The sequence below is a fragment of the Streptomyces canus genome (assembly GCF_030816965.1).
GTDB classification, from domain to species: Bacteria; Actinomycetota; Actinomycetes; order Streptomycetales; family Streptomycetaceae; genus Streptomyces; species Streptomyces canus_E.
Genome location: NZ_JAUSYQ010000002.1, coordinates 6238940 through 6258066 on the forward strand (window position 1 = coordinate 6238940; position 19127 = coordinate 6258066).

General features: G+C 70.9%; 16 protein-coding genes. 10 read left to right on the forward strand and 6 right to left on the reverse strand.

Annotated elements, in window-relative coordinates; genetic code table 11:
• Nucleotides 1-91 precede the first annotated feature (91 nt).
• From QF027_RS29790 to QF027_RS29810, 5 genes are all read left to right on the forward strand, one after another.
• The gene (locus tag QF027_RS29790; protein ID WP_307078145.1) at nucleotides 92-1777 is read left to right on the forward strand and encodes a LamG domain-containing protein; all 1686 of its coding nucleotides are present in this window, start codon (nucleotides 92-94) and stop codon (nucleotides 1775-1777) included.
• Nucleotides 1778-1969: 192 nt separating this feature from the next.
• A complete protein-coding gene (locus QF027_RS29795) occupies nucleotides 1970-2899 on the forward strand; it encodes a DUF3710 domain-containing protein (RefSeq protein WP_307078147.1) in 930 nt (309 codons plus the stop codon).
• 46 nt (nucleotides 2900-2945) lie between these two features.
• Nucleotides 2946-3935, forward strand: coding sequence for a serine/threonine-protein kinase (locus QF027_RS29800; protein WP_306977388.1), 990 nt, complete (start codon nucleotides 2946-2948; stop codon nucleotides 3933-3935).
• Between the two features lie 127 nt (nucleotides 3936-4062).
• On the forward strand, nucleotides 4063-5676 hold the full coding sequence (locus QF027_RS29805) for a succinic semialdehyde dehydrogenase (protein ID WP_307078150.1): 1614 nt from the start codon (nucleotides 4063-4065) through the stop codon (nucleotides 5674-5676).
• A gap of 28 nt (nucleotides 5677-5704) precedes the next feature.
• A complete protein-coding gene (locus QF027_RS29810) occupies nucleotides 5705-7483 on the forward strand; it encodes a GMC oxidoreductase (protein WP_307078152.1) in 1779 nt (592 codons plus the stop codon).
• A 103-nt stretch (nucleotides 7484-7586) separates the two neighbouring features.
• Here the strand turns inward: QF027_RS29810 and QF027_RS29815 are convergent, their stop codons facing one another.
• The gene (locus tag QF027_RS29815; protein WP_306977382.1) at nucleotides 7587-8621 is read right to left on the reverse strand and encodes an LPXTG cell wall anchor domain-containing protein; all 1035 of its coding nucleotides are present in this window, start codon (nucleotides 8619-8621) and stop codon (nucleotides 7587-7589) included.
• Between the two features lie 177 nt (nucleotides 8622-8798).
• Between QF027_RS29815 and QF027_RS29820 the strand changes: the two genes are divergently transcribed.
• Complete coding sequence (locus QF027_RS29820) at nucleotides 8799-9941, forward strand: hypothetical protein (RefSeq protein ID WP_307078154.1); 1143 nt, start codon at nucleotides 8799-8801, stop codon at nucleotides 9939-9941.
• 574 nt (nucleotides 9942-10515) lie between these two features.
• On the opposite strand, the gene QF027_RS29825 is transcribed toward QF027_RS29820, so the two are convergent.
• Nucleotides 10516-10770: a chorismate mutase gene (locus QF027_RS29825; protein WP_069762883.1), complete on the reverse strand. Its 255-nt coding sequence runs from the start codon at nucleotides 10768-10770 to the stop codon at nucleotides 10516-10518.
• Between the two features lie 316 nt (nucleotides 10771-11086).
• On the opposite strand from QF027_RS29825, the gene guaA reads away from it, so the two are divergent.
• On the forward strand, nucleotides 11087-12664 hold the full coding sequence (gene guaA, locus QF027_RS29830) for a glutamine-hydrolyzing GMP synthase (RefSeq protein ID WP_306977377.1): 1578 nt from the start codon (nucleotides 11087-11089) through the stop codon (nucleotides 12662-12664).
• 18 nt (nucleotides 12665-12682) lie between these two features.
• Here the strand turns inward: guaA and QF027_RS29835 are convergent, their stop codons facing one another.
• On the reverse strand, nucleotides 12683-13150 hold the full coding sequence (locus QF027_RS29835; RefSeq protein ID WP_306977375.1) for a pyridoxamine 5'-phosphate oxidase family protein: 468 nt from the start codon (nucleotides 13148-13150) through the stop codon (nucleotides 12683-12685).
• 140 nt (nucleotides 13151-13290) lie between these two features.
• Between QF027_RS29835 and QF027_RS29840 the strand changes: the two genes are divergently transcribed.
• Nucleotides 13291-14097, forward strand: coding sequence for a class II aldolase/adducin family protein (locus QF027_RS29840; RefSeq protein WP_307078156.1), 807 nt, complete (start codon nucleotides 13291-13293; stop codon nucleotides 14095-14097).
• A gap of 50 nt (nucleotides 14098-14147) precedes the next feature.
• Here QF027_RS29840 and QF027_RS29845 read toward each other — a convergent pair whose 3' ends face one another.
• On the reverse strand, nucleotides 14148-15047 hold the full coding sequence (locus QF027_RS29845; RefSeq protein ID WP_306977370.1) for a DUF4429 domain-containing protein: 900 nt from the start codon (nucleotides 15045-15047) through the stop codon (nucleotides 14148-14150).
• 218 nt (nucleotides 15048-15265) lie between these two features.
• Between QF027_RS29845 and QF027_RS29850 the strand changes: the two genes are divergently transcribed.
• Together QF027_RS29850 and QF027_RS29855 are read left to right on the forward strand one after the other, a co-directional pair.
• Nucleotides 15266-16555, forward strand: coding sequence for a hypothetical protein (locus QF027_RS29850; protein WP_306977367.1), 1290 nt, complete (start codon nucleotides 15266-15268; stop codon nucleotides 16553-16555).
• Between the two features lie 157 nt (nucleotides 16556-16712).
• A complete protein-coding gene (locus QF027_RS29855) occupies nucleotides 16713-17243 on the forward strand; it encodes a DoxX family protein (protein WP_306977365.1) in 531 nt (176 codons plus the stop codon).
• A 96-nt stretch (nucleotides 17244-17339) separates the two neighbouring features.
• Here the strand turns inward: QF027_RS29855 and QF027_RS29860 are convergent, their stop codons facing one another.
• Together QF027_RS29860 and QF027_RS29865 are read right to left on the reverse strand one after the other, a co-directional pair.
• The gene (locus tag QF027_RS29860; RefSeq protein ID WP_306977362.1) at nucleotides 17340-17597 is read right to left on the reverse strand and encodes a hypothetical protein; all 258 of its coding nucleotides are present in this window, start codon (nucleotides 17595-17597) and stop codon (nucleotides 17340-17342) included.
• Entirely contained in the window at nucleotides 17584-19062 is a 1479-nt protein-coding gene (locus tag QF027_RS29865) for a PspC domain-containing protein (protein ID WP_307078157.1), read from the reverse strand. Before QF027_RS29865 ends, QF027_RS29860 begins: the two co-directional genes overlap by 14 nt.
• Nucleotides 19063-19127: the final 65 nt, after the last annotated feature.

Here is a 19127-nt window from a genome sequence, read left to right on the forward strand (position 1 = left end):
GGTGCGGCCGCGCGGCAACTGAGTTGTCAGTGGCGGCAGTTAAGGTCAACCTCCTCTGGGACCCACGGGGTCCGAACTTGGGGGAGGGATCGTGAAACAGTACGTGTGGAAGCGTGCCGTGACGGTGGGCACCGCCGCATTGCTCGCAGTCGGCGGGGCGGACGGTGTGGCGGCCGCCGCGGACGACGGGGCGCCCGAAGCTCCCGTCGTCACGTCTGTGGAGTACCCGGACGATGAGCACTGGCACGACGGTGTCGGCAATTACGGCACCTTCGTGATCGACTCGGCGTCCGACGACGTAGTGGCGTACCGCTACACGGGGCTCGGCGGCACGCCGCAGACCCTCACGGCGCCCGAGCCCGGCGCGGCCGTCTCACTGCGCTGGATGCCGGTGCGGGAAGCGCCGACTTACCTCGAGGTCCAGGCGATCGACGCCGCCGGCCACGCGAGCGGCACGACCCTCCACCGGTTCCTGGTCGGTGACGGCCGCGCGGCCGTCACCCACTGGGATCCCGACAGCCAGTCCGGCGCGGTCACCGGCTCAGGCGTCAGCCTCGGCGCCCCCGGCCCCTCCGGCACTGCCGTGGACTCGGCCGCCTCTTTCGACGGCACGGACGAGGCGTACGCGAGCCTCGCCACTTCGGCGGACCTCTCACGGACCTTCTCGGTCGACGCCTGGGTACGCCCGGACGACCTCGACGACTCCACGACCGCCGTCAGCCACACCGGGTTCTCGCTGGGCACGGCGGGTGGCTCGGCCTACTTCTTCGAACTCCCCAACCCGGGCGGCGGCGACACGATTCGCGTGACCGGCGGCGCCCCGGAGGAGGGCGAGTGGGCGCATCTCACCGGCGTGTACGACGCCGAGCAGAAGACCGCGAGCCTGTATGTGGACGGGGCGTCCGTGGGTACGGTCGTGGGCGCCGTCGCCCCGGGCGGCACCGGCGCGCTGCGGCTGGGGGCGGACGGCGACGGCGGCCACTGGAGCGGACTGCTCACCGATGTGAACGTCTGGGACCGCGTGTTCGTGCCGCGAGAGATCACCGCCGCGGCGACCCGCAAGGCCCAGCGCCTCGGCTACTGGGACCTGGAGTCGGCGACCGACGGGAAGAGCCCGGCGTACGCGGGCGGGGCGCCGCTGACCCTGGTGGGGGACGCGTCGATCTACGCGGCCACGGACGACTGCCCCTGGAACCCCGACTGCACACCGGTGACCTACCCGATGGTGGGCAACGGCGACCTGCTGCTCGACGGCGACGGTGACTACGCCACCACGCCGACCGCGCTCACCCCGACCGACGCAGGATTCTCGGTGGCCGCGCATGTCCGTCTCCCCGAGGACATCCCCGCCCGTGACATGACGGTGCTGTCCCAGCCGGGCGAGCACACCGACCTGCTCACCCTGCGCTATGTCGCCGCCTCGGGGACCTGGCAGGCCGTGGTGGCCCACGAGGACCGGGCCGACGCGCCGACCACGACGGTCAGCGCGCCGCTCGAGCCCTATCCGCCGGGCGGCGACCACTTCCTCGCGGTGGTCTACGACGAGGCGACCGACCAACTGCGGCTGTACGTGGGTGCCGACTACGCCGCCGACATCGCGCGTGTGGCGGGCGTCGACGCCTGGGCACCGACGGGCGATCTCCAGATAGGCCGCACACTCACCGAGGACGGCAGCGCGGCCCAGCTGGCGGGAGAGATCGACGAGATCCACACGTACGCCGGCGCGGTCAGCCGTACGCAACTGGCGTTTCTGGCGGCCGGCGGCACCGACTCCTGACCTCGTCCGGCCGGGCGACGGGCACGACCGGCCCGCCGCCCGGCCTCGTGGTGCTCGATGACGACGGAGTGCGCGGCGCGCAGGGCGCCGAGGACCACGAGACAGATGTGGGCGGTTTCGGCGCCCGCCGAAGCCGCCGGCGCAGGCTCTTTCGTGGTCGCCCGAGTGGCCCGATGCTCAGGAGATGGCTGAATGGGCGAGGCAAGTGACGCGGCACGCTCCGTAGTCGCACAGTTCAGGCGCGACGGGTTCGTCGCACCGGAGAGCGCGCAACGTGCCGAGTTCGAGGTCTGGGACCGGGTGACCCCGGGATGGGTCCTGCTCGTCGCCCTTCAGATACTCCTCGAACTGCGTGCGGAGGACGGTCGGACGGACCTCGGCCGTCCGGTGCGCGGACTGGACGACGAGGAAGCGCGGCTGATGATCAGGACCCTGCTGGGGGACGCGGCGGCGGCCCCGGAGACCTCACGACGCGACCTGATCACCCTCGACCGGCTGCTGGAGCTGCTGGCCTCCGTGATCGCCGAGGAGTCGCTGTCCGACGAAGAGGTGCACGCCCTGCTGGAGGCCGCGGAGGAGAGCTGCCTTGCTGTCGGGCCGTGGGACGTGAGTGACGACCGTCGGCCGCAGAGCGGCGAACTGGTCGATCTCGGGGGCCTGCTGGTGCCGACGGAGCCTGGTCTGAAGATCGAGCTCATGTCGTCGCGACGGGACGGCTCCCTCGTCGGCGTCACTCTCATCCGCGGCCGGACCGCGATCCAGCTCCAGGCGTTCCGCGCGCTCGGGGACACCTCCTGGGCGAGTGTCCGTGAGGATCTGGCCCGTACGATGCGCGGCCGGGGCGGCTCCGCGGAGGAGCGCGTCGGCCCCGCGGGGACCGAACTCCAGGCCGTCGTGCGGATCCAGGGACCTCCCGGCAAGGACCGTCAGACCGCCAGGGTGCTGGGCCATGACGGTCCGGGGTGGATTCTGCGCGGCTTCGTGACGGGCGTCGGTGCGGAACCCGGCAGCACCGAGGAGTGGCCCTACGAGACCTTTCAGGGGACCGTCGTCCGTATGTCCGCCGAGGACCATGGCACCGACCCCCTCATCCGGCTGCGCCAGCCGGAGTCAGGTGTCTGAGCCCGCCGCTTAGACAAGGGCATGACGCGCACGGTACTCATGTGCCATGAGTGAAGACGGTGAACACCCGGCCGACGGACGTCTGATCGGTGGGCGGTACCGGCTCGTCGAGCGGGTCGGGTCGGGGCCCGGCGGCACGGTGTGGCGGGCCCGCGACGAGCAGGACGCGCGGTACGTCGCCGTCAAGGAGCCCCGTCCGACCGGGGATCCGGAGGACGAGGAGCGGCGGCGGGCCATGCGCCGGCTGCCGCACGAGGCGCGGGCCGCGGCGCAGGTCGACCATCCGGCGGCCGTCGCCATTCACGACGTACTCCTCGACGACGAACTGCCCTGGATCGTCATGGAGTTGGTCGAGGGGGAGTCGCTGGAGGCCGCCCTCGCCGGGCGGGGGCCGGTGACCGACACCGAGGCCGCCCGGATCGGGCTCGCCGTCCTCGGCGCGCTGCACGCCGCCCACCGCGTCGGCATCGTCCACCGCGACTTGAAGCCGTCCAACGTCCTCCTCGAAGCCGGCGGCGAACGTGTCGTCGTGACCGACTTCGGCATCGGCGCCTCCGGGCGGGGCAACACCCAGCAGGCTGCCGTCGGTTTCGTCGCCCCGGAGTGCGGCTCAGGGCGGGTCGCGGGGCCCGCCTCCGACCTGTGGTCGCTGGGTGCGCTGCTGCGCTCGGCCGTGGGGACCGGTCCCCTCGCTTCCGGCCCCCTCGGTTCGCTTCTGGAGCGGCTCCTCGCCCCCGAGCCGGAGACCCGGCCGACAGCGGAGGAGGCCGCCGAGGTGCTGGCCGAGGTCGCCGGGAGGAGTCTGCCGACGTGGGCCGCCGAGACGCCCGCCGCGCCTCAGACCGTACAGACGGCCGCTTCACCTCCGGCCGCGCAGACGCCTCCTTCGCCTCCGGTCCCGGAAGCCCCCGAACCCACCCCCGCGCCGTCCCCGACCGACCTCCCGCACTCCGCCCCCGCGGCCGAGGAACCCCGTCGCCTCACCGCACTCTCCGCCCTCGGCCTCCTGCTCCAGAAAAAACCCGAACGCGGCTGATCGTCCCCGTCTCAACCCCCTGATCAGCACATTCACCGCCAGTCATCACTGGCAAGGTGCGTGTACATCGTGAAGGCCCGTTACCGACGGGTACCCAAAGCCCCCGCTCCCGAATACCCTGCGGCTCATGACGGACGCGCAGGCCCCGGCCAAGACCGGCACGAACCCCCTCGCCCCCGCCCCGGAGGGCGCCCGTACCGCGGCCGACGTGGTCACCCCGGAGCTGGTCGCCCAGCTCACCAAGGGCGTGACCGGGTCCGGTCGTACCGCCAACCACACGCCGTTCACCGGCGAGAAGCTGGCCGACCTGCCCGAGTCGACGCCCGAGGACGTGGAGAAGGCCTTCGAGGCGGCCCGAAAGGCGCAGGCGGTGTGGGAGCGGACCCCCGTACGGCAGCGCGCCGCCGTCCTGCTCCGCTTCCACGATCTGATCCTCGAACGCCAGGCCGAGGTCCTCGACCTCATCCAGCTGGAGACCGGCAAGGCACGCCTGCACGCCCACGAGGAGGTGCAGGCGGTGGCCGTGGCGGCGCGGCACTACGGCCGTAAAGCGCCCGACTATCTCAGGCCGAAGCGGCACACCGGCGCCGTGCCGACCCTCACCAAGGTCACCGAGCTGCGCCACCCGCGCGGGGTCGTCGGCCAGATCGCCCCCTGGAACTACCCGCTGGAGCTGTCCGTCGGCGACGCGCTCCCCGCCTTCGTCGCGGGCAACGCCGTCGTCATGAAGCCGGACACCGAGACCTGCCTGACCGCCCTGTGGGCCCGCGACCTGCTCGTCGAGGCCGGCCTGCCCGCCGAGGTCTTCCAGGTCGTCCTCGGTGACGGTCCCGTCGTCGGCCCCGAGGTCGTCCGGCACGCCGACTACGTCTCCTTCACCGGCTCCACCCGCACCGGACGCGAGGTGGCCCAGGGCGCCGCCGCCCGCCTGGTCGGCGTCTCCCTCGAACTCGGCGGCAAGAACGCCATGCTGGTCCTGGAGGACGCCGACATCGAGAAGGCCGCCGCCGGTGCCGTCCGCGCCTGCTTCTCCTCGGCCGGCCAACTCTGCATCTCCATCGAGCGGTTGTACGTCCACGAGTCGATCGCGGACGTCTTCCTCGAGCGCTTCGCCGCCCGCACCAAGGCGATGCGGCTCGGCAAGTCCCTCGCCTACGGCGCCGACATGGGGTCGCTGGTGGGGGAGCGGCAGCTGGAGACGGTCACCCGGCATGTCGAGGAGGCCGTGTCCAAGGGGGCGAAGGTCGTCGCCGGTGGTGTCGCCCGCCCGGACATCGGCCCCTACTTCTTCGAGCCGACCATCCTCGACGGCGTCACCGAGCCGATGGCCGTGTGCGCCGAGGAGACCTTCGGCCCGGTCGTCTCCCTCTACCGTTTCACGACCGAGGACGAGGCGGTCGAGCTCGCCAACTCCACGCCGTACGGCCTGAATTCCTCGGTGTGGACGAAGGACGGCAAGCGCGGCCGCGAGATCGCCTCCCGGGTGCGGGCCGGCACCGTCAACGTCAACGAGGGATACGCCTCCGCCTACGGCAGCGTCCAGTCCCCGATGGGCGGCATGAAGGACTCCGGCCTCGGCCGCCGTCATGGCTCCGAGGGCATCCTCAAGTACACCGAGGCCCAGACGGTCGCCCAGCAGCGGCTGCTGCCGATGGCGCCCTCGCTGGGGATGGACGACGAGAAGTACGCGCAGTTCATGAGCCGGAGCCTGAGGCTGATGAAGGCCCTCCGCTTCAAGTAGAAACGTCCGTTCTCAACGAGGAGAGCACGTGCCACAGGACACCTACGACTACGACGTCATCGTCGTCGGATCGGGCTTCGGCGGCTCCGTCACCGCCCTTCGCCTCACCGAGAAGGGTTACCGCGTAGGTGTCCTGGAAGCCGGCCGCCGTTTCACCCGCGAGACCCTCCCCAGGAACTCCTGGGACCTGAAGAACTACCTCTGGGCACCGAAACTCGGCATGTTCGGCATCCAGCGCATCCACCTCCTGGGCAACGTCATGGTCCTCGCGGGGGCGGGCGTCGGTGGCGGCTCCCTCAACTACGCCAACACCCTCTACGTCCCCCCGAAGCCGTTCTTCGAGGACCCCCAGTGGCGTGACATCACGGACTGGCAGGAGGAGCTGAAGCCGTACTACGACCAGGCCCGCCGCATGCTCGGCGTACGGCTCAACCCGACGATGACCCCCTCCGACGTCCACCTCAAGGCGGCCGCCGAGCGGATGGGCGTCGGTGACACCTTCCACATGGCCCCGGTCGGCGTCTTCTTCGGCGACGGCGAGGACGCCGAGGGCAGGACCAAGGCGGCCCCCGGCGAGCAGGTCGAAGACCCCTACTTCGGCGGCGCGGGCCCCGCCCGCACGGCCTGCACCGAGTGCGGTGAGTGCATGACCGGCTGCCGGCACGGCGCCAAGAACACCCTGAACGAGAACTACCTCTACCTCGCCGAGAAGGCGGGGGCGGTCGTGCACCCCCTGACCTCCGTCGTGTCGGTCACCGATGACTCCCAGGGCGGCTACGCGGTCGCGACCCTCCCCACCGACGAGCGCCGCAAGGCCAGGGGCCGCACCTTCAAGGCCCGCCAGGTCGTCATCGCCGCCGGCACCTACGGCACCCAGACCCTCCTGCACCGCATGAAGGCCGGCCGTCAACTGCCGTACATCTCGGACCGGTTGGGCGAGCTCACCCGCACCAACTCCGAGGCCCTGGTCGGCGCCCAGACCGACAACCGTCGCTACCGCAGGGCGACCGGCGTGCGGAAGGTCGACTTCACCCAGGGCGTCGCCATCACCTCGTCCATCCACCCGGACGAGAACACCCACATCGAGCCGGTCCGCTACGGCAAGGGCTCCAACTCGATGGGCGGCCTGTCGATCCTCCAGGTGCCGTACGCCGAGGGCTCGTCGAGGGTGATGGCCTGGCTGGCGAACGCCGCGAAGCACCCGCTCCTCGTCCTGCGCTCCCTCTCCAACCGCCGCTGGTCGGAGAAGACCATCATCGGCCTGGTCATGCAGTCACTGGACAACTCCCTGACGACGTACCTCAAACCGGACGGCGTCGGCAAGGGCCTGCTCACCGCCCGCCAGGGCCACGGCGCTCCCAACCCCAAGCAGATCAGGGCCGCTTCCGAGGCCGCTTCCGCGATCGCCGCCGACATCAACGGCTTCGCCGGCTCCAACGTCGGCGAGCTGATGGGCGCCCCGCTCACCGCCCACTTCCTCGGCGGCTGCCCGATCGGCTCCTCCCGCGAGACCGGCGTCATCGACCCGTACCACCGGCTCTACGGCCACCCGGGGATCTCGGTCGTGGACGGCTCCGCGGTCTCCGCCAACCTCGGCGTGAACCCCTCGCTGACGATCACCGCCCAGGCCGAGCGCGCGATGTCGTACTGGCCCAACAAGGGCGAGCAGGACCCGCGTCCGGCGCAGGGCGAGGCGTACCGGCGTCTGAACCCCGTCGAGCCCAAGTCACCGGCGGTCCCGGCGGAGGCCTTCGGCGCGCTGAAGCTCCCGTTCCTGGAGACGCCGGCGGTGCCGAAGAAGTCGTAGAGCCGAAAAACGCCGAAGAGAAGGACCTGCACCCCCCTCCGAGCACAGGTCCTTCTCTTTTTCTTGCGTCAAGCTGTGTGTACGGCTTTCACGGCCCTACGACTCAGGCGTGGGCGCCGGTCGCACCCTTGCGCCGCTTGACCGCGAAGACCACACCGGTACCGGCGACGACGGCGAAGCCGCCGACGAGGCCGAGGACCGGCAGGGCCGAGCTGGAACCGGTCTCGGCGAGCTGGCCGTCCACGTCGACGCCGTTGACGTCGGAGATGGGGCTCTTGCCGCCGGTCTGCGGCGTGGCGTCGTTCGGCTTGCCGGGGTCGGAGCCGGCCGGCAGGACCTCGAAGTAGTAGATGCCGGCGTTCTCGTCGTCGGAGACCCAGCAGCCCTTGTCGTCCGAGTACTCGGCGAGACCGATGGCGATGCCGATCGCGCTCGGGACCTTGCGGTCGACCTTCACCCGCAGCTGGTAGCTGAGGGAGTCGCCGCCGTCGAGGGAGAAGGCGTTGAACGTGCCGCCCTCGCCGAACTGCGTGGCCACGTCGACCCAGGAGCCGCCCTGCTTCACCTGAAGGGTGACCAGGTCGCTGTAGTCCTTCTCGAAGTCCCAGTCGACCGCCCCGATCCCGACGATGGGCTGGATGTCCTTGATCGTGTCGTCACCGGAGTTCTTCACGTTGAACTTGAAGTTCGTCCAGCCGCTGCCCGCCACGATGCTCTCGGGCAGACCGGTCAGCGAGCTGTGCAGCGCGTCGCTGTCGTTGAAGACCGGGACGCCGTCCTCGTCGACCGGGCACTCGTCGACGGGCTCGTCGCTCTCGCTCGGCGAGGGACTGCTGCTGGCGGTGGCCGAACTGGACGGGCTCGTGGAAGGGCTGCCGGTGGCGGTGGCGGTGGCGGTGGCGGTGGCCGAGCTGGACGCGCCCGTGGAGGGGCTGCTGCTCGCGGGCGTGCTCGCCGGGTCCGCCGGGGCGGCCGGGGTGCTCTCGGGGGCCGTCGGAGTGGTGTCGCCGGCGGGCGTGGTCTCGGGCGCGGTCGGCGTGGGGGACTCGTCAGCGAAGGCGCTCGGCGCGGCGAACAGGGCCAGCGGCGCTATCGCGGCGGTCGCGGCCGCGGCGGCCAGTGCACGGCGAAGCTTCATGAAGACCTCGGAAGTCAGGTGTGCCACACTTGCGCGGCACGCGTCAGGGAGAGGCCTCCGCGTGTGGGGCGCGGGTGGGGCCCGTGGTTCGTGAGGTTTGATCCGTGAGACCTGTGAATGGTTGTGCGGGCATTCACAGAAAACTTATGTGGGCTGAGTCACAGGGGAGTTCTCCTTGTGAACGGGCTTTCCCAGGCCCTAGAACTGACTCACGTGTCAGAAGACCCCAAGATCCCCGACGACGTCTGGGAACGGTTCGCCCGTGACTCAGAGCGGGACATCCGAGACTCCGCCCCCAAGGAACCGTCCGCGCGGGCCCGTGAGGTGACGGAGCGACTGCGGCGACAGGAAGCGCGCGGCGAACTGCCGGAGGGCTGGCGTACCGGACCGGCCTGGCAGCAGAAGAAGAGCCGACGCGGCCTGTGGGGCGTCCTCGGTGTCGCCGTCGCGGTCGTGGTGGCCGTCGTGGCGGTGAAGCCCTCGCTGGTGCCGGGCGACCCCTTCGGCGGGGGAACCTCCTCCGAGGCCGCGTCCTCCCCGCTGCCCGAGGAGACGGCGGCGCCGACCGCCGCGCCCTCCGCCGAGGCCTCCGAGATCCCCACCCTGGACGACCCGTTCGCCGGCTCCCCCGCCAAGCGCTGGGCCGACGGCGCCGCCGGGATCGCCGTACCGGAGGCGAAGGCCGTCGGTGGCCTGTCCAAGGCGAAGGCCGAGCAGGCCCTGGAGCTGACGAGGAAGCTCCTGGTCGAGTCCAACCTCGACCGGGGCACCCTGCGCGGCGAACGCCCGAAGGCGGCGCTCGACGTCCTGGATCCGGTGCAGAAGGACGTCCGTGGACTCCTGGAGACCGCCCTGGGCAAGCCGGACAAGAAACACGACCCGCTGTGGATGTTCAGCCGCTTCGACCCCAAGCAGGTCCGGCTGGTCGGCGACGTCGTGAAGACGCGCGGCCGGATGACCTTCAAGGCCGGTGACCACGCTTCGGTCGCCGTGCACGCCGACTACACCTTCGTCTATCCGGTCGTCCAGACCAACGGTTCCACGGAGGTCACCCGCACGATCATCCGCCGGGTCCTCGATGTCGAGATCTCCGACCCGGCCAAGTACCAGGTGACCCCGGGCAAGCTCACGGTCGTGAACTGGGACCAGGAGATCAACAACTCCGCCTGTGATGTCTACGACGGCTATCTGCACCCGGACTTCGCGTCGTCCGAGCCGACCGGGCCGGACCCCACCGGACCGACGGCGGACCCGTACGACCGCAGCCGGACCCTCGACCCGAACGGTGACGAAGGCTGCGGAACGATGTCCCGAGTCTGAGTCCACCCAGGCGAAGGGCCCCACGGGACGGAGCCGTGGGGCCCTTCTTTCGTCAGCACCGACGTCAGGGCTGCGCCGGTGCCTGGGAGCGGCGCCGGGGGGTTGCGCCGCTTGCTCTCCGTGCTCGTGTGCACTGCGTCCTTGCGCCTGCCGTGCCCCTGGTCGGCGCCCCGGCGCACAAGGGGCGCACGGATGGTCTGGACCTCTGGCAGTACGTCGAAGCAGTGCGAATGCAGTTGTCTGCGGAGGGGTTTGGGGGCTTTCTAGGCATCGTGCTGGATGGACGCGGCCTCCGCAACCGTTTGACCCAGCCTTGTGCCGGTACTTGTCCCGCCGGTCGGCCCCGGGCGTCCCCGGAGCCGACCGTTCTCCTGGTGACCGGGCTGCTGTCCCCTGCCGTCCGATCACTTCCTGGAGCGAGGTCCCACGACGCACGGCAAGATCTGTACGTCTCATCGCTCCAGCGAGCCACGCGTGGTTCTGGCGGGCCCGCCCCTGGCTGGCACGGACACCCTCACCAACGAAGCGACTCGGGGCACGGTCACGCGCCGGACGGGTGAGGCCGGGCCCGAACTCAGATGCGACCCCTGCACAGTTCGAGCAGCGTCATGGCGAGGGAGGTGCCCGGCCTGCCGAGCGCCTCACGGTAGCGGCCGAGGATCTCCATCTCGCGGGCGAGGTGGACCCGTCGGCCGCCGGAGGCGATACGGGTCTGCTGGACGACGGACGAGACGGCCATCCGTTCCTGGATCAGACCGATGATCCGGTCGTCGAGCGCGTCGATGCGCTCACGGGCGTCCGCGATGGTCGCTTCCGGTGTGGTGGTCACGTGGGGCTCCTGGGTGGGGTGGGTGCCCCGGAGCGGCAAGGTCCGGAAAACACCAGGCGCCCCGGACCTTGTCGGCCCGGGGCGCCTGGGAAGTCGCTTGTCAGTTGCTCAAGCAGCACGACCATGGCAGCCGGCGGGCCGGGTGCCATAGGTAAACAGGAAGGTCGTCTGCGTGAGCATGGCAGCAGTATGCCGGGCCCTGTCGGAGCGTCCAACCCGGTTCGCATCCTGAGACGGAGCTCGGCCCCGAGCCGCCCCCGTGTCTCCCGGTAGACTCGGTACCACACACACCTCGCTCACCGCCGGAAGGCAACCCGTGTCATCAGCGAACCCCGCCGCCGCCCCCGACACCGTCCTGGTCGTCGACTTCGGTGCGCAGTACGCCCAGCTCATCGCCCGTCGTGTCCGCGAGGCCCGGGTCTACAGCGAGATCGTGCCGAGCACCATGCCGGTCGCGGAGATGCTCGCCAAGAACCCGGCGGCGATCATCCTCTCCGGCGGCCCCTCGTCGGTGTACGCGGAGGGCGCCCCGCGCCTGGACCGCGAGCTGTTCGAGTCCGGCGTGCCGGTCTTCGGCATGTGCTACGGCTTCCAGCTGATGGCCACCACCCTCGGCGGCACCGTCGACAACACCGGCGCGCGTGAGTACGGCCGTACGCCGCTGCATGTCTCGAAGTCCGGCTCCACCCTCTTCGAGGGCACCCCGGACGAGCAGTCGGTGTGGATGTCCCACGGCGACGCCTGCTCCGCCGCCCCCGAGGGCTTCACCGTGACCGCGTCCACGGACGTCGTCCCGGTCGCCGCCTTCGAGAACGACGAGAAGAAGCTCTACGGCGTCCAGTACCACCCCGAGGTCATGCACTCCACGCACGGCCAGCAGGTCCTCGAGCACTTCCTGTACCGGGGCGCCGGTCTGAAGCCGGACTGGACCACCGGCAATGTGATCGAGGAGCAGGTCGCCGCGATCCGCGAGCAGGTCGGCGACAAGCGCGCGATCTGCGGTCTGTCCGGCGGCGTGGACTCCGCGGTGGCCGCAGCGCTCGTCGCGCGCGCCATCGGCGACCAGCTGACCTGTGTGTACGTCGACCACGGTCTGATGCGCAAGGGCGAGACCGAGCAGGTCGAGAAGGACTTCGTGGCCGCGACAGGCGTGAAGCTGGTCGTCGTCGACGCGGAGGAGCGCTTCCTGACCGCGCTCAAGGGGGTCTCCGACCCCGAGGAGAAGCGGAAGATCATCGGCCGGGAGTTCATCCGGGTCTTCGAGCAGGCCCAGGCCGAGATCATCGCGGACGAGGGTCCGGCGGTGGAGTTCCTCGTCCAGGGCACGCTCTACCCGGACGTGGTCGAGTCCGGTGGCGGCACCGGCACCGCCAACATCAAGTCCCACCACAACGTGGGCGGCCTCCCCGAGGACCTCGAGTTCCAGCTCATCGAGCCGCTGCGCAAGCTGTTCAAGGATGAGGTACGGATGGTCGGCCAGGAGCTCGGGCTCCCGGACGAGATCGTCCAGCGCCAGCCGTTCCCGGGTCCCGGCCTCGGCATCCGGATCGTCGGCGAGGTCACCAAGGAGCGCCTGGACCTGCTGCGCGACGCCGACGCCATCGCCCGCGAGGAGCTGACCGCGGCCGGCCTCGACCGCGACATCTGGCAGTGCCCGGTGGTCCTGCTCGCCGACGTCCGCTCGGTCGGCGTCCAGGGCGACGGCCGGACCTACGGCCACCCGATCGTCCTTCGCCCGGTGTCGAGCGAGGACGCCATGACCGCCGACTGGTCGAGGCTGCCGTACGACGTCCTCGCGAAGATCTCGACGCGGATCACCAACGAGGTGGCCGACGTCAACCGCGTGGTGCTCGACGTGACGTCGAAGCCGCCGGGGACGATCGAGTGGGAGTAGGACTCCCTTGCGTGAAGGTCAGGTCCGCTTGAGCGTGCGCAGCGGCGCTCCGGGCTTCCAGATCTGGACGACGAGGTACTTCTCGTCCTCGACGTAGGTCCTGACGACCTCCGTCAGCTCGGTGCGGAAGAGGTGGAACGGCTCCGGCGGTTCCACCTCGGTCACGTACGCCCCCTTGGCGTCGGCCTCCTCGACCTCGATCGCCCGCCCGGCGATCCGAACGTCGCCGCCGCCCATGGACTGGCCCTCCCCGGGATTCGCCTGGAGCGCGAACCGCGGGTCCCGTCGCAGGTCGAGGGCCTTGAGCGAGTCCGGCATCATGCCGAGCCAGAGTTCGCCGTGCAGGAAGCGGACCTCCAGGCCGGTGGTGCGCGGGGAGCCGTCCTTGCGGAGGGTGGCAAGGACGTGGTGGGTGAAGGCGCCGAAGCGGGTCTCGACGGTCTTGGCCAGGTCGGGTTCCGCGGAGGTGAAAGCAGCCCAGTTCATACCGGTCAGTGTTCCGCCGATACCCGACATCTGCTGTCAGGTATCCGCTGTGTGCGCCATCTTTACAAACCACCCCTGTTCTCTTGCGCTGACCGACGGTAACTTCCGCCCCGTAAAGCAACCCAGTGCTGGAGGAGCACATGCACGAGACGCCCCTCGGGCCCACTCCGCCGATGCCGCTGCCCACCGAGAAGCTGCAGTTCGCGATGCCGCCGATGCACGACTCCGTCGAGGAGGAACGCCGGCACCGCAAAGAGCGGCTCGCCGGCGCGCTGCGGATCTTCGGCCGGCTCGGCTTCGAGGACGGGGTCTCCGGGCACATCACCGCACGCGACCCGGAGTTCACCGACTGCTTCTGGGTCAACCCCTTCGGCATGCCGTTCAAGCACGTCACCGTGAGCGACATCGTGCTCGCCAACTCCGAGGGGCAGGTGCTCGACGGCCGCTACCACGTCAACCAGGCGGCCTTCACCGTGCACTCCCAGGTGCACGCCGCCCGCCCCGATGTCGTCGCCGTCGCCCACTGCCATTCCGTGCACGGTCGGGCGCTGTCCACGCTCGGTGAGCTCCTGGATCCCCTCACCCAGGAGAGCTGCGCCTTCTACGAGGACCACGCGCTGTACGAGTCCTACACCGGGGTCGCCGTCGACGCCGACGAGGGTCGCCGGATCGCTACGGCGCTCGGATCCCGGAAGGCGCTGGTGCTGCGCAACCACGGGCTGCTGACCGTCGGGGACTCGGTGGACGCGGCGGCCTGGTGGTTCCTGTCGATGGAACGGTCCAGCCAGGTGCAGCTGCTCGCCCGGGCGGCGGGACGGCCGGTGCTCATCGACCACCGGGCGGCGGTGGCGACCCGGGAGCAACTGGGCGGAGATCTGGTGGCGTGGATCAACTACCAGCCGATGTGGCAGGACATCAGTCGCAGCGAGCCGGACCTGCTGAGCTAGAAGCCTCGCATGAGCCGGAAACCCCGCAGGAGCTAGAAACCTCGCAGGAGCTAGAAACCTCGCAGCACCGCGGCCTTCGTCATCGCGAACTCCTCGTCCGTGAGCACCCCGTCCCGGTGCAGCTCACCCAACTCCCGCAGCCTGCGCAGGAGTACGTCGTGATGGTCGGCCGGCGGGGGAACGGCGGCCGCGGCGAGCCGGGGACGAGGGGCGCGTTCGTCGTCGTACGCGAGGTCGCCGCGGGTGGACGGGTGCGGCAGCCGGGCCGTGACCGCCGTCGCGACGAGGGCGGTGAGCAGATCGCGGCGGGTGCTGCCCCACAGGTCGAGGGCGTACGGGTCCTTCTCCGGCGGCAGTTTCGAGAAGGACGTCTCGCGGGTCACGAACCGCATGAAACCGTCCTCGTAACCGGAGTTGGGCAGCCACTCGACCTGGACGAGGTCCCCCACGTCGATGATCCGCGGGCCGGTCGCGCGCTTGACGCGGTCGGAGGTGTCGGCCCAGTCGATGCGGACCCGGGTGCCGTCGAAGGAGACCGTGCCGTCGGAGGACCGCACCGAGACCGGGACCGGTGGGCCGGGCAGCAGGTACGTCTTCGTCGGCTCCTTGGGGATCTGGTCGAGGAGGAGGGCACGGCGGATCTCCTCGGCCACGTACTCGGCGACCCCTGCGCGGTCGACGTCCACGATCAGCCGATAGGGATCCGCCGGGTCCGGCAGGCGGCCGCCGGTCGCGTGCAGAAGCGGATCCGCGCCCTCGCGCAGCCGCATCCGCAACCGGCCGCGCTTGCGTTCCGGCTCGAACGCCACACCCGCAATGGCCTCCAGGGGCACGGCGACCTCGCCGTACGTCTGCCGGAACAGCGGCACGGAGCGGTGGAGTCCCGGCGTGATTCTGACCGTTGTGCCGTCGAAGGCCCAGGTCCCGTCACGCTGGATGATCTCGGCCATACGGAAATTCTCGCAGCCGGGTCAACACGGCGGGCCCCGCTTCACCCGCGCTGACCAGACCTGCCGGACGGGGAGGGTGTGCCGTAGGGCACAATTCGCTGTCGCCGGGGAGTTGTCCGGGGTTCTTCGTGAGGGTTTGTGGATCGTGCGGTCGGTCCGGCCGCGAGGTCATGTGGGGTCAGAGGGTCACGAGGGTCGTGGGAAGGCAGGCGTCGGGCGTGGCGGTGCAGGAAGCGAGACAGGGCGCGGACGGGGGCGAGCCCTGGGATGCGCACGAGGGCGGCTGCACCTGTGGGGACTGTCCGCACGGGGCACGGGCCGGGCATCGGCGCGCGGTGGCCGAGTTCCTCCTGATGCGGGACGGGTTCGCGGCCGGGCAGGGGCTGCCCGCGGCCGTGGCGCACTCCGCGTCGGCCTCCCGGCAGTGGGTCTCGGAGGAACTGACCCAGTCCGCGGAGGCCGTGGCCGAGCGGGGGCGTGCGGAGGGGGCCGCCTGGCTCGCGCGGCTGTGGCGGCGTACCGCGTATGGGGTGTGGGCCTCCGTCGTGGTGCTGCTCCTCGTCCAGTCACTGACGGCCATCGGGGCGGGGTGGACCGCGGCGCGTACGGCCGGGTTGGTCGCGGCGCTCGTGGTGGCGGGGTCGCTGACCGCGGCGTCCTGGTTCCACCGGGCACGGGGCGGGGCGCTCGCGCCGGTCATCGGTGAGGACAACCGGCTGTCCACCTCGCGGGCCGTCGCGGTGGCGTGGGTGCTGTTCGTCGCCTATGCGGTGCTGGTGCTGGTGGGGCGGCTGGCCGCGGCCTCCGACGGTCGTGAGCGGGATGCGCTGCTCTCCGGGCTCGAGCTGGCCCGCGGCGCGGGTGTGGTGACCGTGCTGGCCGTGGTCTGCGGGATCGCCGTGCTGGTGCGGCGGGTGGTCGGGCTGCGGGTGCTCGGGCAACGGTTGCAGAAGGTACGGGCGGATCGGCCCCGCGCCGCCGACCTGCTGACGGACGACTCCGGGCGGGGGACCTTCGCCGACATTCAATACGTCGTGATCGGCGCGGTCGCTCTGGTGTTCGCGGGTGTACGGCTGGCCCGGCGGCCGGATCAGTTGCCGGATCTGCCGTGGGGGCTGGCGGTGGTGGTGCTGGTGTCCGCGGCCACCTACGTGGCGGGGAAGTACGCCGAGGGCGGGCGGCCGGTGATCCTGTCCGTGGTGCGGTCGCGGGAGGCCGGGGATCTGGACGGGCCGATCCGTACCGGCGACGACATCGAGATCCGGGGCGCCGGGTTCGTGCCGCCGGGGGCGCAGCGGGCGGATCGCCTGTCCCGGATGGTGGTACGGATCGGGCCGGTGAACGTGCACGTGCCGTTGGTGCCGGTGACCGGGGGCTTCAGCAACCCCACGGACGAGGTGCTGACCGTGCCGGTGCCGGCGGATGTGGAGCCGGGGCGGGTGGAGGTGCAGGTGGTGACGGCCGCGGGGGCGGAGACGAATCGGTACGCGATCGATGTGACGGACTGAGCGGCGGGGGTTCGTGTCAGGGGCGCGGGGCTGTGTCGACATGCGGCTCCGCCGCGTGGGCGCGCACAGACTCGACATCGCATTGAGCATTGCGGCTCCCTCGTGCGTATCGTCTGGTGAGGGGTCTCGGCATGCTGGTGAGAGGCGGCTCGGAGCGATGACTCACAGTTTTCGTACGGACACGCACGCCCCCTATTACGGCGAAGAACGGTCCTGGCGGGACAGCATCAGCCAGTACGCCCTGGTGCCGCTGCGCATTTTCCTCGGTGTCACCTTCATCTACGCGGGCCTGGACAAGCTGACCGACAGTGCCTTCATGAAGAGCTCCGGCTCGGGCTCCGTCGGCGACATGATGCGCAGCGTCCGGGACTCCTCGGCCATCCCCGCACTGGTCGATCTGTCCCTGAGGAACCCCGTCGGCTTCGGCTATGCCATCGCCTTCGGCGAGCTCGCCGTCGGTATCGGCACCCTGCTCGGCATCCTCGCCCGCCTGGCCGCCCTGGGCGGTGCGCTGATCTCGCTCAGCCTGTGGCTGACCGTGAGCTGGGCCTCCGACCCCTACTACTACGGCAACGACCTCGCCTACCTGATGGCCTGGCTGCCCCTTGTCCTCGCGGGCGCCTCCGTGTTCTCCGTGGACGCCGCCTTGCGGGCCCGACGACGGCAGCGGGCGGGAGGTTACCGGTAGCTCCGGTCGGCGGAGCTACCGGCGGGGGAGCGGCGGTGGCCCGGTGCGGGTTGTCTCCGTACCGGGAACGCGTCTTGATCAGCCGTCCCCTCGTGATCAGTGCGGCACGGGCGGCTGGGGCGACTGGTCGACCTCCGGTGGCGTGCTCGTACGGCGGCTGTCGCGTCGGTTGCGGACGGCCCGGGTCAGCAGGCCCACCACGCCTGCCAGGCACAGACCGCCCACGACCATGGGGATCACCGCGAACCACGGGGTGTCCCAGGCGTCGCCCGCGTCACCGGCGTAGGTGATGCCCGCGAGGGTCAGGAAGAACCCGGCGACCAGCTTTCCCGGCCGGAACTCATGACGCAGCACGGCTCACCTCCGCCTGGCCGATGCCGACCCGCAGATCAAGCTCGAGGGTGGCGCTGTTCTTGGCGCCCGAGACCGGTGTCAGGGTGACCTCCTTGCGCTTGCCCGGTGCCACGTCCACATCCTCCTGGTCGTCGCCCGGCAACTGGATGTCGCCCACGCCCACGTCGATGACCGCGTGCACGGTCACGTCTGCCGGCACGATCACCACCAGCCGGCCCACTCCGACGTCGGCCTGGGCCGTCACCGTCCGGCCCTTCGTGAAATCAAGGCGGGACAGGTCCAGTGTGCCCACGCCGGTGCCGAGTTCGTACTCCGGACGGATGTCCCGCACGGCTGCCGGTGTCCAGTTCGTGCGGACCCAGTGGGTGGTGATGTCCTTCGGGAGAGCGGCGGCGGTGGCGAGCAGGCCCGCCGTGACGATCGCCAGGAAGATCGAGCCCGCTCCTGTGCGGCCCAGGAACGAGCTGATCGCTATGCCCAGGCCCAGGACGATCAGCGCGCAGGACAGACCGGTCTGCAGGCTGGTGCCCAGGGCGTGGTGCTCCCAGGTCGCTCCGGTGCCGAGGCCGCCCGCCAGCAGAGCGAGCACGAAGACCCAGCCGCCGATCCAGCGGGGGCCGCGCGGCTCGGGCCCGCGGGTGTGGGCCGCGCGGATGTCCTCGCGTCGGCTCCAGGGGACGCCCAGGCCGATGTTGACGGCCGCCGCGATGTCGCGGTCGCGGGAGTCCCTCGGCCCCCACAGATAGCCCGTGCCGCCGACGTGTGTGCCGTCCTTGACGATGGGGTCGCGCCACCAGGACGGGTAGCCGGCGGACACCGGCGGGGCCTGGGCTTCCGGCGGGGCGTCGGCGACGGCCTGCGCGGAGAGCGGATCGGGGTCGGGGGTGCCGCGGTTGCGCGACCAGTACCCGGCGCCCGCGAGGAGCAGGGAGAGGACCACGGCGAAGGTCAGAACGCTGGTGTTGCTCAGCATGGTGAGGAACACCCCGCAGCCGACCAGGGCGAACAGCACGCCGGTCAGGGCCTGGCCGTCCACCCGGCCGGTGAGCAGCTTGCGCACCTCGTTCTCGTCCTCGGCGTCGTAGGGGACGAGGAGCCAGGCGAATCCGTAGAAGATGAGGCCGATGCCGCCGGTCGCCGACAGCACGGTGAGCGTGATCCGGAAGATCACCGGATCCATGTCGCACTGCCGCCCGAGCCCGGCGCACACCCCGGCGAGCAACTTGTGCCGTCGGTCCCGCCGGAAGCGGAGGGGGGCGGAGGGCGCGTCCTCGGCGGTGGCCGTGTCCTGGGGGGTGGTGGGCGGTGCGGGGGCGTCTGTCGTTGTCCGGCCCCCGAGGGTCTCGGTGTGAGTGCCCGCCGGTGTGCCTCCTTCTTTTTCTTTCCGCGTGCCCGCGCCGGGGCCGGTGCCCGGGTCCGGACCTCCGCCGGATCCGGCGCCCGCGGCGTGCTGGTGATCTGCCATGTGTCCATGGTGACGGTCGCGAGGGCGTGGCGGGAGTCGGAACGACCCTGGCCGGACCCTGATAT